This window comes from Vibrio sp. 10N.286.49.E11 (assembly GCF_041469505.1).
Taxonomy (GTDB): domain Bacteria; phylum Pseudomonadota; class Gammaproteobacteria; order Enterobacterales; family Vibrionaceae; genus Vibrio; species Vibrio crassostreae_C.
The window spans coordinates 2,291-2,510 of sequence record NZ_JBFRKQ010000171.1; the positions used below are offsets into that span (position 1 = coordinate 2,291).

Genomic DNA, 220 nt, shown 5'->3' on the forward strand with positions numbered 1-220 from the left:
CGCGCCACTATTTAGGGCTTTTTTCTTATAAGAATGAAATCCTTATATTGATCTCTTGTTAGTAACAATGAATTGATATTAAAACCGTGCGCTCTTAGCTCAGCTGGATAGAGTACCTGGCTACGAACCAGGCGGTCGGAGGTTCGAATCCTCCAGAGCGCGCCACATTATTAGAAAAAGCCTCGTTTATACGAGGCTTTTTTTAGGTTCATCGCGGATT

1 tRNA gene is annotated in these 220 nt (G+C 42.7%); it reads left to right on the forward strand.

The window, feature by feature from the left end:
* Positions 1-88 precede the first annotated feature (88 nt).
* Positions 89-165 (forward strand) — tRNA-Arg (locus AB4167_RS22145).
* Positions 166-220 lie beyond the last annotated feature (55 nt).